The sequence below is a fragment of the Halopenitus salinus genome, from assembly GCF_055397165.1.
This window is the reverse complement of the sequence record NZ_AP043853.1, coordinates 839,486-854,336: the sequence shown is the minus strand read 5'-3', so window position 1 is coordinate 854,336 and position 14,851 is coordinate 839,486. Positions and strand designations below refer to the sequence as shown.

The window sequence follows — 14,851 nt, the reverse complement described above, 5'->3', positions numbered from 1 at the left end:
CGTTATCAGTTGTTGGTAATACGATTTCTTTATTCAGCTGCACCGCTGTACTTTTCTCGCCCGATTCATCCTGATCCTGGTGTTCCATTAGTCGCCTGTTAGTCGTTACTTCTCTGATTCTTGATACTGTTCGCCGAGGGGCTTTAGACGCAGTTCTCCGAAGCCATATCGGGAGTGTGAGCCGACCCGAGTGAGGCCGTTCTTCGCGGTCTCCACCGGGCGGTCCCCGATGTACTTCACGACCTGCCCATGGTCCACCGTCTCCAGCCTGAATACCTCGCGCTGTTCGAGGATCTTCTCCTCGCGGAGCCGCAGATCGTCGCGGTCCTCGGCCCACCACCACGGGACAGGCCGGTCGCTCGCGTCGGGATACTCCGACTCCACCACGAACGGCGTCACGAGTTCGATGAGGTACGTCTCCGCGCCTTCGAGCCGCGAGTAGTCCAGTTCATCGAGGTCCACCATCTGAGTATCTTTCAGCTGGACCTCGCCGTAGCCGTAGTTCCGCTTGCCGCCGAACTGGAGGCCCTCCAGCACATCCTCGCCGAGCGGGAGTACCGCCGGGTCATCGGCGTGCAGGTAGGCGTGAACATACCATTTCGTCGTCTGCTGTTGCTTCCGCTGGTCCTCCCGGCGACCCATGATCGTCTCGTGGGCGAGTGCCGGGTGGCCGCCGTGGACGCGGAGATCGTGCGTGTTCAGCGCGTCCCGAGCGCGGGTGTCCAGCAACCATGGGTGCATCGCTTCCCGCTGTAGGAAGAGGTCGTCGTAGGCCTCGACGTCGGGCAGGCCGCTCCCGAGGTACGGGCGAATGCCCGACTGCGTGTGTTCCTCGGGGAACGTCCCGAACTGACCGGGGACGAAGACGCCATGACTGGCCGACACCGACCCGTGCGTTTCGGGACCGAGGGCGTGCAGGATGGCGTTCCCCGAGACGTAGTACGGGTGGCCGATGTAGTCCATCCGCAGCTCCCACAGCACTTGCTGAATCGCCGTCATCGGTCGGGCCTCCACTCGTGGTAGTCCTCGATGTACTGGAGCGCCGCGCTCCAGGACTGCATCCGCCGAAGGTTGGCATCGAGGGTCATGTCGTACTTATCTTGGCCGGTATCCAGCGGGTGCGCCGTCAGGCGGTTCCACACTGACGCCCACGACCGCCACGGACGACTCCCAAGCCGGGCCGACGGATTCCCGTCGGTGTTCTCGTCGATACGGAGCGCGAAACGGTCGCCGTCGAAGACCGTGCGGAACGGGACGACCTCGCCCGCCGGGTCCACGATGAGCTGGAGGTCGCCGAAGTCGTGGTCGGCCCGGTAGTTGTCCAGTAGCGCCGCCACGAGCAGCGTGTGGAACTTCAACGAGGTGTACGGTTGATACACCGACTCGTTGAACGCGGCGGCCACGTCGGACGCCAGCCACCGCTCGTGCGCGGTCTGTGCGTCCTCGATGCCGATGAGGTCCGACACTTCGCTCTCGATCGTCGCCTGCGAGAACTCACCAGGGGCGTAGGCCGTCTCGCCGGTGAGCAGAGAGAGTCGGTAGTGGTCGTCGTGGGTCGGGACGGTCTGCTCCTGCTTCTGCTGAGGCCGCGAGAGCGCCGCCGCATCGCCGTCCGCGCCCTTGGGCACCGACTGGTTCACGGGCACGCCAGCGAACACGTCGCGGGCGTCCTCGTGGCTCTCGCCGGTGAACTTGTGAGCGTCGTGCCGGAAGGCGGTGAGCATCGTGTCGGTCACGATTCAGCCTCCACACGTGCCGACAGTGCGCTCTTGAACTCTGGCAGATATTCATCGGCCCACTCGTCGTCCTTCTCCTCCATCTTCTGCGTCTTGCCCTTCCCGCGGTCGAAGACGCGGCGGAGCTCGGTCTCATTGTAGAACGGGTTCACGAGCTCGCAATCGACGATTCCACCGCCGAAGTTCCGCGCACCACCAAGTTGGTGCATGAAGTCGGTCTTGTGAGCGTCCAAGTAGTCGATGGTTTCGGCGAGAAGCGCGACGAACTCGGGCTTTATCTCCCGGAAGGAGAGGTGCCACGCACCGTCGAAGTTCCCGACGGCGTCCAGTTCGGCGTTCCGTAGCGGCTCACGGTTGTCTTCCGGGTTCCGGGAGACGACGTTGCGGTTGAGCCGCCGGTAGTGGCCTTCGGCCTGCCCGCGCGTGTAGTCCACGCTGGAGCGGACCGGTGAGAACTGGATCGGGCGGCGCATCACCTTGCCGGGGCGGTTCCCGAAGCCGCCGAAGAGGTCCAGAATCACGCACCCGTTGCCGTCTTCGAGGCAGTCGCCTTTCGGGTGATACCCGGCGTCGAGGTCGCGGTTGTAGACGCCGTCCTTGCGGAAGTTCGCGTTCGCCTCTCCGGGGTGGCAGGCAGTGCCACCGCGTTCCTGGACGACCTTCTCCATCCCGTGGCGAAGCCAACCAGAGAGGCTGAACGCCGGGATGATGCCGCCGATCTGGTTCTGCGGGTCGTCGTCCTCGTAGTTGCCGTTGCTGGCGTGGTGTCTGTCGGTCATGATGCTGTCGCCGACCACCAGCAGGTCGGTCTGGATTCGCACGAACACGTCGTGGTCGATGTCTTCAAGCATAGTTTCGAGTTAGCGAGTGTTGAGTGCAGATTCGAGGGCATCGAGACTATCGTAGCCGATACCACTGACCTCGTATTCGTGGAAGGTTTCGCCATCCTCGGTGCGGAAGATGCGAGCCGTAACGCGGGCCTCGTCTGCCGTCATTCACATACCTCCGCGATGCCGCTCTCGGGATCGGTGTTGGTCTCCCACTCCAAGCGCGCCTGCTTCGCGCGGACAACTTCGTCCCGGAGCTGGATTATGAACTCCTCGGCCTGATCGACGTGGAAGTCCACCGACGCGGACAGCTCCCACAAGTCAAACGTGATCCGGACGAGTTGCGTCTCACCGCCGTCGAGTTCGACGTGCTCGACATCATAGCCGACCGCTCCAGCGACCTCACCGGTGCCGGAAATCGTCACCGACGCCTCGCCGTCACTCATCGAACTCACCCTCCTGAATGGTTTCTTGGGCCTCGATCAGTCGGGCAGTCCACGCACTTGCTTCAGTTGCGCTGATGCCCGGCACCTTGCTCCAGTCGGTATCCTCGTGCCGGTCGATCAACTCCGAGAGAGCAGGGTCGGCTTCGATGTTCTCGCCGTCCGATTCGTCTGCCGTGCCGGAATCCTGAAGTCCGGCGGATGTCTTCATTGACATGGGTTCTTCAATCGCCTTGGGGAACCCGGCCCGCGTGTTCCAAGCACGCGGGCATTTCCTACGACAGTCACGCCCCGAGGGGCCGGGCTTCCTTCGTACCTTCTGCTACATAGCATACTGTAATAAGTGTTATGCCTTCTGCCACCGAGCAGAAGGTTGAAGGGAAATACCTGCTACTTAGAGAGTAATGGACGAAGACCGCGAAAGAAACAAAGGCGGCCGATTCGAGCCCGAACACACCGATGAGGAGGTGCTTGAGGCTGTGCGTACTCACGAGCCCGCGGGTACGAAAGAAGTGGCTGACGAGCTTGGAATCGCCCGTCAGAGTGCGGATTATCGCCTTCGGGGCCTTCTGGACGAGGGACGTGTTTCGAAAAAGAAGGTCGGTAATTCTCTGGTTTGGTCGGCCGAGCAGGAGTGAGACGGAGGACTCCGGTGGATGGCAAAGGATAAAGACGAGGACGCCGACCGTGAGCCTGAGTCGAAGGGTGAAATCCACGAGCGGTGGCAAGAGAAGACAGAAATCTTAAGCCGGTACACCGAGGCCAAGAGGCAGCTGCCAGATGATCGCCGAATAGATCCGTGGGGCTACACGGAACTCCCAGTCCGAAATCCGGCTAACAACATCACGCCCCCGCTGTGGGAAGTCATCAAATCAGAAGCCTACCGCGTCTACAATTGGGCGGAGAAAGGATATCGGTACGACGAACTGGAAACACCCGAGCATCGGCTTGCAAAGGCCCTCGGGAAAGTCCAGCTTCGACACTACTACTGGTCCAAAGGGAAAAACGAGGCTCTCACGGAGAATCTGGACGGAGAGGACGCAACGCGGCTGTATTTGTTCTTCGACCTCTCGGCACTCAACCAGTCGGAGGTTGCTCGTGCCATCAACGATCCTGAAATCCGGGAGGCGTTAGGCATCGAGGACTCGGTGAGTCAGCCGACGTTGAACCGGATGCCGGGGCGGATGGACGAGGATGCACGGCACTACTACGCGAGTCAGACTGAGACGCTGGTCCGGCAGATGCAGGACACGAAGATCGAATACTGGTTCCGTGACCCAACGCCGGACACGATAGTCACTGACGGTGAGGGGTTTCCGCCGGTCCAGGTGATCGCTCGGGAGCTGCGCTCGAAGACGTTCAAGTACATCCGGCTGAAGCGCGACGACAGCACGGAAGTGACGAAGGACGCCGCGCTCCGGGTGCTCATCGCCGCCACGAACGGGAATGGGTTCGTCAACGACGCCGCGAAGAACCTCAAGTACAAGCCGTTCTACGACGATGGCGACATTCCGACAGGCCAGAACCTTACGCACCACCTGCGGAAGTCCTCGCGGGAGTCAGTCATACGGATGTTCCGGGAGGCGAACAAGGTGCTATTCGATATCGCCGCCCGGCACGACTACTTCTCCGAAGAGGCAGAGGTTGCTATCGACATCACGGACTGGCCATTCTACGGCGACTCAGAGAGTAACGAATTCATCCGTGGGACGAAGCCGGGCCGGAACTACTCGTGGGCGTGGAAATATATCACACTCGCTCTCGTCGGGACCGACACACCGCTGATTCTGGTCGTGCTCCCCGTCAAGGATAAAGTCGAAGACACCGAAGTACATCCGCCGGATGCTCCGTTTGAGCCGGCAACACGTCGATATTGGCCGTGTCTACCTCGACGCTGGAACGGAGTTCTACAACTCAGATGCGATTTCGACCATCACCGAGCGGGGCCTGGAACTCGTGATGCAGGGCCGCAAGTCGGGGAAGACGGTCAAACACTTCCTGAACGGGATGGCGCGTGCCGATCCCCGGTCGTCGTACTACCCCTACGGGGTCGGCGACCTCGACGGGAACAGCTACTACGCGGTCGGATTGAAGTCGGACAAGACGGTGAAACTGCGCAAGTCAGAGGCTGATGTACCGATGGACGACTACACATACTTCTACACGAACCTGCATCCCGAAGAGGTTCCACCGGAGGAGCTTGGTGAAGCGTACCGGCGTCGGTGGGGCATCGAGACGGACTTCCGCGTGATTAAGGAGGAGTTCCTCGCCAAGTCAGCATCGCGGAATCCGGCGATACGGGCGTTTTACTTTAACTTCGCGGCCCACCTCTTCAACATCTGGACGGTGGCGAACATCCTCCGCGCCGAAGAGACGGGCGAGGAACTGAGCGAGGGGAAGCAACTGACTGCTGGAGAGCTGATGCAGGCCATCGAGGACGACCCGCGCGATCTTCGGATTCCGACCGAACCACCAGAGACGCGGCAGGTATTTGGAGATATACTCGACGCTGGCTGGGCCTCGTCAGACGCAGATTGATAGTAATTTTAGAGGGGATCTATATCCTCTTCCACCATATCATAAAGATCATCCTCAAGATTACGGGCAAACTGACGGACTCTTGGACTAAGACTCTCGTCATCTTTCCATCTTCGAACGAGTTCGAACTGGCGTGAGTATGATTCCTCAGTAGTCGGGCCAACTTGGACACCCGTCGAATTAATAATCACGGCGTGGATTGCTGACTGAGCACGATCGTTCCGACGAATATTGTCTATTCCTCTATCCATACATACTCTCAAAAGCCGGTCAATGTGGTCATTTAGCGGAGCAGAATCGCAATAATGCAGAATTCTGATCACCTCCTTCTCCGAGAAATCATCTATATCTTCGATGAGTCGTTCTACGACCTCAGCAGTCGGGAAGACAGCGAATAGGCCACCGTAGGCACTCCACTCGTCTGGGTCAACAATCAGCTCAACTACAGTGTCTACAGCCTCTGAGTATTGCGTGCTGTCACGCATCCGTTCTGCATCGATTGAAAAATCACGGGGGAACAACCCTATCCTCCTGTCTTGACGATCAACTCTTTCGCAGCAGAAATCAACGAAGGCCTTTGGATTACGCTCCGATACCTCCGATAGAACCATTCTTAGTTCATATGGTTCATTCAAACTCCGGAACGTCTCTGCTGCTGACAAGATTTCAGTCAACAAGGATTCCGATACGGTCTGCATTTCCTCTTCATCATGCGATGGAAGTACACGAAGGACAAATTCAAGCAGTCCTGGAGTGACCTCAGTTGAGTCAATAAGAATCTCCGCTAATTTATTCTCTGTCCACTCAGAGTTGTCTTCCCACTCACCATGGATACACCTTACAAGCTGAATAGCTTCCTCCTCCGTATGGGGTGCTGTATCATCCAATAATTCTTCATAGATATTAACAGCGAATGTCCGGTCAGAAACCAACAACTGCCGAATTGCAGCGCACGCCTCAACTACATTGTTTTTGTCAGCCGCTTCTTCGGCAATCCTCTTCGCTTTATCAGGAGATGAGATACTCATACCGGTAATGATAGATACTCTACATGGCTCTAGTGCGTCAGAATCTTGTTCAAGAATTTGATCGCTCATCTCGGGCTTCAGCTTGCCAAGCAATCGGAAGAACTGATTATATGTCGAACTCGAACGGGCTAATACCTCCTCAATCCGCTTAATTTCGTCATCCCACGGCGCGTCAATTGTTTCAATATACCCCGTTATCCGAGCTTCTTGTTCCTGCAATCCACGAACTTGTGGATTCATCAACCGCATTTGCTGGTAAAGTTCATTTTTCAGATACGCATCTTGGAGTGCAACCGCACTTGATTCGACCTCCAAATCTTCTATATTTCGAGTGATCAGGGAATCGAGCTGCTGGAGACTTTCTAAGTCTCTACTGAACGAAGCATAGGCCGTGGCGTAGCGATAAATAAGAACCAGCTCATCGCGGTTAATCAGCTCTCCAGTTCTCCCCTTATATCGAACTTGAGACGTGCAGAAACGAGACACCTTTCCAGCTGCATTCTTCCTGAGATGCTGCGAATCTGAATCCCAGACAAGTTCGGACAGAATCTTGACTGCTTCAACTCGAATCTGCTTCCGTTGTTCGGAAAGAGGTACTGGGCCTCGTTGGAAGAAGAATCTGTCACGCTCTGCTGGATCTTGGAAATGGTCTTCCGTTTGCTCGCGCGAAAGGTTACCGATAACATCAATTAGCTCATTCTTGAGTTCAATGTCCAAATCTGATTGTAGGTGATCTTCCAGCACAGAAAGCAGTTCAAGCTGGGCTTCGGGATGTTTCTCTCTACTTGGTTCAATTTCCTGTCGGATGTACTGGAAGACTTTGTTTCTAACCGCTGAACCAGGATAATCTCGGGCAATCACCATTAGGAGAGAGACGCTATCTTCTGGCCTTCTTAATAAGGTATGCCAGAGTATTTTCGTGCATCGAAGTAGAAAATTCCCCGTTGGAGTTGGATCCTCTAGCAGACCTGGCATCCAAATCTCATCTGTCTGGTCTGCGTCGTCAGAAACTTCTTCCTCTAAAAACGCAGTGACAAGCTCCAGAGCGAGATCGGGCTGATTATGGCCTAAATTCTCAAAGTAGGATAAGATCTGAGCTCGCTTCGTGATTGGTATCTCATCTGTAGATTCAATGTACTCTTCCACAACTCCATCTAGAATTTGTTCGGCTTCTCGGCAGTCATATCTTCCTGCTATTCGAATCAGTGTATCGACTAACGGCTTTTCAAAGTAATTGGAGAACGGTTTGTAGATGTCATCTTTGAAATCAAACGCCGGACCGGTAAAGAATGTTTTATAGGCTATATGTGTTCTAAGGGCAAGCGGCTGAATCTGTAGGCGGCCATTCTTGTCTTCAACGATACCAGCAGAACCCACAATTCGGCGGTATCGTTTCTCTTCTGATTCATTTAGTGGCAGTACATCAACGAACTCCTCCATGAGGTCGTCATTCTTCGTATTGAGTTGTCCAACAGCAGCAAGGTAGCCGATATACTGCTCCAGAGTAGATCGGTCGAGACTCGTGTGCGATGCGTATCGCTCTAGGTCGGCAAAGTTTTGGTCAAATGCTAGTGAAAATCTGTCCTCTTGCGACGAGGGACCTGAACCATCCGGTTCCTCAGAGAGCAGCCATTTGGCCAATTGATGTATGAGTAGAACGTTTCCCTCACTGTTGCTAGTGACCCAGCGCCAAGTATTGGGATCTCGAATTCCGTATTCGTTTTGTAGGAGATCTTGGATCGCATTCGCACTCAGCGGCCCCAAGCTCATCTGTTCTGTTGCTAAGCCGGAGCGTGTAGTCTCCTTCTGTCTGGTTGCTACGAACCAAGGCTGTTCTGTAAAGAGGAGCTTGATATCGTTCTCTTTTTCCTCCACAATACGGCATAGAAGCTCGATTTTCTCTGAATCTCGGGCATCATCCAGTAAGAACAGAAGATTCTCTTCCTCGTTAAAATCAATCTCGGATAGGCCGCGTTCAATATCAGCTAATGGATTCACTGCGTAAATATTCCAACTCGGTTTTGAGGACTGTATCCGCAACGCCGCCTCAAAGGCCAACCGTGTTTTTCCAATTCCTGATGAGCCACCAACAATCAGTGCTTGATATTCTGAGTTTACGAAGTTGGTTATTTTCTCAAATTCATCCTCTCTATTGGGCTCTGGTGAATCGCCAGAAGGCGCTTGGTTTCACTGTTTCACGGCTCGCTTGGTGTTGTAGACCGCACACATCAGGACGATCTCACGAAATTCGCGGTACCACGCTCGGGCACGCACCGCGTGGCCGAGCGTCCGCTTGATCGTTGAGAAAACGGTCTCAGACAGCGCTCTCTGGCCGTATAGAGACTCGTCGATGCGCGCGTTATGCGCGCAATCGACGGGTCGGAACTCACGGTGCTTGATCAGCGGTCTCACGCCTTCTTCGCGTAATTTCTCGCGTAAGTGCTGCCAATCGTAGCCTTTGTCGGCGGCGAGGCTGGCAATCTCGCCCGCGTTGCGGAGGGCGAGTTGCCAGCCGATCTGCGTGTCGTGGCGTTTCTCGGTCGTACAGTGAACGTCGAGTACAGCTTGTGTTTTTGTATCGACGAGCGCGGTCGTTTTCAGCGTTTGAACGCGGTAGTTCGTCCGGCGACAGTAGTGCTTGCTAGCGGTTTCACGGTCGAAGAATGTCGCGTCCATCGCGGCGTGATCGGCGGTGTCGTGCAGCTGCGCCGAGAGGCGCAGCAGCACTCGCCAGACTTTCATCTCGAACCTATCAAACGCCTTTACCAACGTCGAGTGATCAGGGAGATCGCCCTCTTCGAGGCCGATCTCGGCCAATATTTGTGGCATCTCACTCAGGAGATCAAGCGCCTCGCGGTAGGATTTCTCTAAGTAAATCCGGAGACAATGGAGCGAAACGACGGCATAGTCGGCGAAGCCACCACCCCCTTCGGGGGCGGCGGCTTCGCCTCGGCCACCAACAGCATTTTTAGCTAACGTGACCGCCTTGCTCGTGAAGCGGGAGATCTTCGACATAGGCATCGGCGATTTCCCGCTTCACTTCCTTTGATTTGACGACCTATCCCGTCGTCTTACAGCGATTCACCAGAGCCTGTGAAAGCAGTATACGACCGCTCATTTTGGTTTCGACCTGCTACTTTCTCAAGGGAAAACAGGATTTCTTCTTGGGTTTCCCCAAGCCGAAGGGCGTAATCGAATATTCTCTGATTGTATGCGATGAGAAGTTTGAATGCCAAATCATCATCTTCGGCTATTTTCTGCTGGAGTATACTCAGAAACTGGTTGGCCAGCTCCTCCTCAGAGATGTCGAGGTCCGGATCCAGCAAATCACCATCAATCGATGCAAGTACGTCATCCGATTCAAGGAAATCCCCACCATCCTGAAAATCATTAACTCGTTCTGCGATCTCTTCAGAGTCAAAAAGAGCAGGTAGGGTCTCAGTGTCTAGCTCTGGGTAGCGTTCAGCAGTCTCCTGTGCTGCTTCTTCGATTTTCTCATCTAAGAATGTAAGTTCCGAGTACTTGGTGCGAGCAGCGGTAGTCACCTTCGACGTAGCGTAGGATGCGACCTCAGATGCGAGAGTTGAAGCGGCAAACGCGGTGAGTGGGTCAGGCATATCTGGAGGATTCTGTAGCATGGAACAAGAACTTTGGCTGATTGAGACTCCTATAGAAGTTCCTGGCGGTCGAAACGTGACTCAGAACATGCTTGTAGCCGTCCTCTTCGTGTTGAATACATCTGCTACCAGCTGAAGTCATAGAAGTTCTTGACCAGACACTTTTCCGACGAATCTGCTATTTCATTCAAACATCGGGTTATCACGCATCTCTTCCAAGGAATATCCGGGCAGCTCAAAGTCATCTGGGACAGCGATATACGGGTCTAAATTTTCTTCTGACCCGCAGAAAATAGCGTAATCCAACTGGTTATTCTCATTCCATTCGGTGAATTCAGTTGTAACGACTACCGCGGACACTCGGCTATTGACCTTGAGTTTACCGCGCAGTCGCTGATGAAGCCTAACAAAATCGTCTCGAGATAGCTTCTCCAGATAGGGAACATCAATATGAAGGAGATTCGGATGCTCCTTATCAAATTTGCCTCTTGTAGCGTCAAACTGCCGAACGATTGGCGTAATCAGGTCGTCCTCACTGTCGAATCTTAGCCCAACGAACATTGGGTCAAAGTAGTCTGCTTCTCTGCTTGAGATGGCAACTTTGTTTTCATGTGTCTCAATAGTCGCTCTTTCAAAGTCCTCGTATAACTCTAGCTCTTCTCCGGTTTTAGCATATATTACGGGTTTGATATAATAGTCGTAGAAGAATTCGAGTTGTTCTCCCGCGTCCAATCCCGCTATTGGAATCCGCTTCGTTCTGGTATACTCTCGGTAAGGGAGTACTCGAATTGAACCAAACGGAACACTCACCTCTGCCTCGGTCGAACGACACAATTCATCCGGCAGATATTCATCAATTTTCTGAGCCTCTTCTGGTGTCGGAACTCTACTGAAATCAAAAAGAAAGATAGCAGGAGTTTGCGAAACCGATGTGAGCCTATTAATCAGAGACTGGTAGATTCCGTCTCGCTTATTAAGATCACCGGGTATTCCACACCGCTTGCATTCGATTCTGACTTCTGTGTTTTCGCAAGGAATCAGAATATCTGGGGCTTTTTGATTCCCTTCTTCGATGAATAACACTTCGTCCCCCAATTGAGAGTAGATACTTCCCACCTTGATTTCATAGGAAGATTGCTTGTACTCGTCGGGGTTTCGAAGTCGATGGGAAAAAAAGTCGCGAAGAGATTTGTCCACTGACTGGCCTTCGGGCGTAACGATACCAGCGGAATCCAATTCGGAAATGAATTTACCCAAGTTCGTGAACCGAAGAGCGGGTTCATTCGGTTGCCCTTCAGGAACGAACTCAGGAAACTTCTCCTCACGCTTTCCGAGGTATACAGAAGCAAGATGATACTGAATAAGTAGATCTGGCTTTTCGTCAGTTCGAAAATCGACTGTCTCATCCGGGTCGTTGTCAAAATGCTCTTCAAATTGGCTTTCTAGCCAATCTCGCCCGATGAACTCAACAGCAGTCTCAAAGGAATTGGTTAATTCCTCTCTGGTCGATTGCTCGACCGTATCTGTCATTGTTCGCAAATTGATTACATGAGTCAAAAGGGTTGCCTTGGTGGGAGAGATTTCATAGAGCCTTTCTTGAAAAGATGGTTCTGTTACCTGTAGATAGTCTATTACTCTCAGTATGACTTTTCGTCGAAATTCGATTTCTAAATAGAGATTAGGACCCGTAGCAGGTATTCATGGCCTGGCGTTCGTTCCCGTTTCCAACGGCATATAGATAAGCCGCATAGTCCTCCTGCTGCGTTAATTTGGTTGAATTGGAAGGGAGGGTTACGTTGTTAAACTCTTCATCCGCGTTTTGGATCTCACCGACTAACCGTCGTTCGACTTTCTGACCGTTTTCTTGCCACTCATACTCAACGAAGAATTCACGATTGGGGTTATAGGCTGTCAGCATATCACATTTCGAGTGAGTGTGGTCAACTACAAATTCAGCGGTATAGCCTTCGTGGGTATGGATATTCTCGGTAACAATCTGGGCTGTGCAGCCTACGACTTCCGAATCTGGCCGATTGGATGCTTCTATCTGTGGTTTAAGAGGATTATTGATAGTGATGGCACCGTACCCTCTGTTCGAACCTGGAACTTGAACGTTCTTGATACACCCGGGGAATCTAACCTCAAAAACCGCTCGCGAAAGAGTTGGTCCGCCATTATGACTAAATCTGACTCGATAGACCTCGTATCCAGACTCCCACGTGATGTTATCGAAGCGTTCTACGGTCGCGCCTTCCGGGTATCCAGCCTCGGTTTGTTGAACCTCCGCTTGCAAATCAGGAGTGGGAAATATTCCCGCTCCGAGAAAAACTGGCGTTACAAGAGAGGTTACGAAAGGAGCAATTAGGGGAGACAACAGAGCAGAGACTAAAAACCCGGCAAAGGCATTTGTCCAATCTATCTTCTCTCGTACCTTCCCAATCCTGTCCCGTATATCCATAGCTCATTAGCTCAGCTAAGCGGTAATAAAAGCACTTCCGATACTTCAAAAATTGGTTTATATCTGTGACACCGTAGACAAAGCCCTGGCGAGGCTTCCTTTATCGGTCGAGATCCTCTACACCTTCTGGTCGTCCTGTTGTGTAAACGATATGTCCTCTCAAGAAATCATCAAGCATAGTCATTGACTCATTGCCTTCTCCAACTAAGGATTGAATCGAGTCAACTACCCTGTTTTCTCCACCTCTCCCGAACAGATTGTGAAGGAGTCGGAGAGTAATATCAGCCAGTTCCTTACACTGCGTTGCGTCTGTCCGGTAGACAACCAACCTCATTCCGATTTCAACATCCTCCGTCGTATCAAACTCTTCTGGATCTGGTAGTTCGTCGACCTCAAGCCTCCAAAAGTATAGATACTCGTCTTTAGTTCTCTGATATTCATCCAGCTTCGCCTCTATGTCCACACTGTCATCGCTGGAGTGGAGAAGTCCCATATCAATCATGTGGCTCTGTTGAAATCCTCAGAGAGTTACATGTTCGTCCTGTAATTCGACGAGATGAAGCCCCTCCCGAAGTCGCAGATTCTCCGGTTTACTGAGAAGGCGATCCATCTGGCCCGCCGAGCTGTTTCTCGATACTCCTCGAAGTTCTCCAAACACCGCTATACACTCCCGCAGCACGTTGTTCTGCTGTGTCTCAAAGTGCGGAAGAACACGACCTACCGTGGCCTACTTGACGAACTGATCGAGATGCCACGCATCCGTCGTGTTCTCGGGCTAACCGAGCTTCCTACTGCTTCAACGCTCTGTAAGGCGTTCAACCGGCTTGATATGGCTGTGTGGCGTATCATTTTGACTCTCTCAGCGACGTTACTTCCGACGAGCGGCGTTGTTGGTGTTGATGCGTCAGGGTTCGACCGTAGTCACGCTTCGAAACACTACACAAAACGTGCCGAACTCACGATTCAGCAGCTCAAGGTGACGTTGCTGGTCGATGCGAAGGTGAACGCAATTCTCGATCTACACGTGACGACGACTCGAAAACATGATAGCCAGATCGCTCCATCGTTGATCAAGCGCAATCCCGACGATATTGATGTGTTGCTCGGTGACAAAGGCTACGACGATCAGAAGATCAGGCGGCTCGCCCGGCAACACGAAGTTCGACCACTGATCAAGCATCGTGAGTTCACGTCACTCCATAAGGCATGGAACGTACGCTTAGACACTGATCTCTACGGTCAGCGGAGTCAATCCGAGACTGTCAACTCAACACTCAAGCGGAAGTACGGCGCGTTTGTCCGGTCACGGCGCTGGTGGAAGCAGTTCCGTGAACTCACCATCGCCTGTCTCATTCATAACGTAGATCGATCACTCTGATCGGTCAATACAGGGGAGTAGTCTATCGGCGCTTCAGTAGCACAGAAATGAGCATAAGCGCCGCAAAGACGATTGAGAAGCTCATCACTCCGACTCCGAAAACGTAGTACGGGTTCGTGAAATCGGGACTGTTGAGGAACAGAAAGAGGCAAAAACTCGAACCCATCAAGACAATCATCGCCGACTGAATACTCGGATTATACCAGTCTTCAAGCGATTCCCGAACAGTCCCAGACATATTAGAACGATAACTCCAATACAGTATACCGTTTGCGGTGGTGAAAATCCGAGAAGTTCGCAGTCTTCAGCGAACGGCTGTTTCAGTCGAGAATATGTCTGAAGAATGGGATTTCAACAGAGCCAATCATGTCCTCAAAGGTGTCCCTGTCGAATGGAAGAAGGCGGAATCCGTGTTTCAAGTCATTGAGTGGTTGAGTATGATCTTTCCAGAAGTTGACCACAGCATTACAAGCCGCCACATACTTCTCAGGGCGGTCGATAAACTCGATGTCCTTGCCCATTTGTAATTTCACAATGGACCACACGTATCTTGAAACCATGAAGGTACGGACTTTCGGGTGATCAAGGAGCTCCTCACCAAATGCGGATCACGAGACCCGGCGCTTCGATCGTTCTACACCAACTTCGCGGCACTCCTCTTCAACACCTGGGCGGTGACGAATGTCCGCCTGCGGAAGAGACTGGCCAAGACCTGAGCAAGGGGAAGCAGTTGACCGCTGGTGAGCGGATGCAGGCCATCGAGGACGACCCACGAGATCTCTAGATTCCGACCGAACTATCAGAAGATCTATAGGTATTTGGCGAC

The 14,851-nt window shown here is 53.1% G+C and carries 16 protein-coding genes; 3 read left to right on the top strand and 13 right to left on the bottom strand.

Translation table 11 applies throughout. From position 1 onward, the window contains the following. Positions 1 to 105: 105 nt before the first annotated feature. From ACZ5YD_RS06020 to ACZ5YD_RS05995, 6 genes are read right to left on the bottom strand one after another with little or no spacing between them, the layout of a single operon-like run. Positions 106 to 999 carry a hypothetical protein gene (locus tag ACZ5YD_RS06020; protein WP_379745742.1) on the bottom strand — a complete coding sequence of 298 codons (894 nt, stop codon included), beginning with the start codon at positions 997 to 999 and terminating at the stop codon, positions 106 to 108. Then, positions 996 to 1,736 (bottom strand): DUF8168 family protein, encoded by a 741-nt coding sequence (locus ACZ5YD_RS06015; RefSeq protein WP_379745745.1) that lies wholly within the window; start codon positions 1,734 to 1,736, stop codon positions 996 to 998. Before ACZ5YD_RS06015 ends, ACZ5YD_RS06020 begins: the two co-directional genes overlap by 4 nt. Then, a complete protein-coding gene (locus tag ACZ5YD_RS06010) occupies positions 1,733 to 2,587 on the bottom strand; it encodes a hypothetical protein (protein ID WP_379745748.1) in 855 nt (284 codons plus the stop codon). The genes ACZ5YD_RS06015 and ACZ5YD_RS06010 overlap by 4 nt, the downstream gene beginning before the upstream one ends. Before the next feature lie 9 nt (positions 2,588 to 2,596). Next, positions 2,597 to 2,731 (bottom strand): hypothetical protein, encoded by a 135-nt coding sequence (locus ACZ5YD_RS06005; protein WP_379745751.1) that lies wholly within the window; start codon positions 2,729 to 2,731, stop codon positions 2,597 to 2,599. Beyond that, on the bottom strand, positions 2,728 to 3,009 hold the full coding sequence (locus tag ACZ5YD_RS06000; RefSeq protein ID WP_379745754.1) for a hypothetical protein: 282 nt from the start codon (positions 3,007 to 3,009) through the stop codon (positions 2,728 to 2,730). Before ACZ5YD_RS06000 ends, ACZ5YD_RS06005 begins: the two co-directional genes overlap by 4 nt. Then, positions 3,002 to 3,223, bottom strand: a complete 222-nt coding sequence (locus ACZ5YD_RS05995) for a hypothetical protein (RefSeq protein WP_379801141.1) — start codon at positions 3,221 to 3,223, stop codon at positions 3,002 to 3,004. The genes ACZ5YD_RS06000 and ACZ5YD_RS05995 overlap by 8 nt, the downstream gene beginning before the upstream one ends. Before the next feature lie 187 nt (positions 3,224 to 3,410). Here ACZ5YD_RS05995 and ACZ5YD_RS05990 point away from each other — a divergent pair, with 187 nt between their 5' ends. Together ACZ5YD_RS05990 and ACZ5YD_RS05985 are read left to right on the top strand one after the other, a co-directional pair. After that, positions 3,411 to 3,644 carry a helix-turn-helix domain-containing protein gene (locus ACZ5YD_RS05990; protein WP_379745760.1) on the top strand — a complete coding sequence of 78 codons (234 nt, stop codon included), beginning with the start codon at positions 3,411 to 3,413 and terminating at the stop codon, positions 3,642 to 3,644. Positions 3,645 to 4,848: 1,204 nt separating this feature from the next. Further along, a complete protein-coding gene (locus tag ACZ5YD_RS05985; RefSeq protein WP_379745762.1) occupies positions 4,849 to 5,544 on the top strand; it encodes a transposase in 696 nt (231 codons plus the stop codon). 8 nt (positions 5,545 to 5,552) lie between these two features. Here ACZ5YD_RS05985 and ACZ5YD_RS05980 read toward each other — a convergent pair whose 3' ends face one another. The 6 genes from ACZ5YD_RS05980 to ACZ5YD_RS05955 form a co-directional block, all read right to left on the bottom strand. Further along, complete coding sequence (locus ACZ5YD_RS05980; RefSeq protein ID WP_379745765.1) at positions 5,553 to 8,630, bottom strand: hypothetical protein; 3,078 nt, start codon at positions 8,628 to 8,630, stop codon at positions 5,553 to 5,555. Positions 8,631 to 8,759: 129 nt separating this feature from the next. Continuing rightward, positions 8,760 to 9,587 (bottom strand): IS5 family transposase, encoded by an 828-nt coding sequence (locus ACZ5YD_RS05975; protein WP_379745768.1) that lies wholly within the window; start codon positions 9,585 to 9,587, stop codon positions 8,760 to 8,762. Positions 9,588 to 9,643: 56 nt separating this feature from the next. Then, entirely contained in the window at positions 9,644 to 10,189 is a 546-nt protein-coding gene (locus tag ACZ5YD_RS05970; protein ID WP_379745770.1) for a hypothetical protein, read from the bottom strand. Between the two features lie 183 nt (positions 10,190 to 10,372). Further along, the gene (locus ACZ5YD_RS05965) at positions 10,373 to 11,719 is read right to left on the bottom strand and encodes a hypothetical protein (RefSeq protein ID WP_379745773.1); all 1,347 of its coding nucleotides are present in this window, start codon (positions 11,717 to 11,719) and stop codon (positions 10,373 to 10,375) included. A gap of 148 nt (positions 11,720 to 11,867) precedes the next feature. Beyond that, positions 11,868 to 12,647, bottom strand: a complete 780-nt coding sequence (locus ACZ5YD_RS05960) for a hypothetical protein (RefSeq protein ID WP_379745776.1) — start codon at positions 12,645 to 12,647, stop codon at positions 11,868 to 11,870. 100 nt (positions 12,648 to 12,747) lie between these two features. Next, positions 12,748 to 13,149: a hypothetical protein gene (locus ACZ5YD_RS05955; protein WP_379745780.1), complete on the bottom strand. Its 402-nt coding sequence runs from the start codon at positions 13,147 to 13,149 to the stop codon at positions 12,748 to 12,750. A 54-nt stretch (positions 13,150 to 13,203) separates the two neighbouring features. Here ACZ5YD_RS05955 and ACZ5YD_RS05950 point away from each other — a divergent pair, with 54 nt between their 5' ends. Further along, positions 13,204 to 14,025, top strand: a complete 822-nt coding sequence (locus ACZ5YD_RS05950) for an IS5-like element ISHla4 family transposase (protein WP_271933227.1) — start codon at positions 13,204 to 13,206, stop codon at positions 14,023 to 14,025. Positions 14,026 to 14,345: 320 nt separating this feature from the next. Here the strand turns inward: ACZ5YD_RS05950 and ACZ5YD_RS05945 are convergent, their stop codons facing one another. Next, positions 14,346 to 14,546, bottom strand: coding sequence for a hypothetical protein (locus ACZ5YD_RS05945; protein WP_379745783.1), 201 nt, complete (start codon positions 14,544 to 14,546; stop codon positions 14,346 to 14,348). Between the last annotated feature and the right edge of the window lie 305 nt (positions 14,547 to 14,851).